This window comes from Paenibacillus sp. Aloe-11 (assembly GCF_000245715.1).
Lineage (GTDB): Bacteria > Bacillota > Bacilli > Paenibacillales > Paenibacillaceae > Paenibacillus > Paenibacillus kribbensis.
Map to the genome: position 1 here is coordinate 6,057 of NZ_JH601040.1, position 299 is coordinate 6,355.

A 299-nucleotide genomic window follows, 5' to 3' on the forward strand; every position below is an offset into this window, starting at 1 on the left:
ATTCAGCACGTCATCGCGGCTTCCGGTGCGCAGCCCGACTGGCAAAATGGCGCTCAAGCGCTCCAGCCATCCGGCTGAGCGCTCCTGCACTTGCGCCGTCCACGCATCGGGCCATAGGCCGGACGCGTATCCGTCATCGGCAAGCTGTACAGGCACCAGCCGTGTCGTGTCCTGCTTGTCCTGCAGCACAAGCTTGAGCTGCCAGGACGACTCGTCGTCCTCCGGCGCTGGCTCCAGCAGCTGCAGCAGTGGGCGAAATGGCGCCGTATCCGCTTTCCAGCCGATGGCAACAAGCCATG

1 pseudogene is annotated in these 299 nt (G+C 64.5%); it reads right to left on the minus strand.

Annotation, left to right across the window (positions count from 1 at the left end):
- Positions 1-299 (minus strand): annotated as a pseudogene (locus WG8_RS27630) (ATP-dependent helicase); the annotation flags it as partial.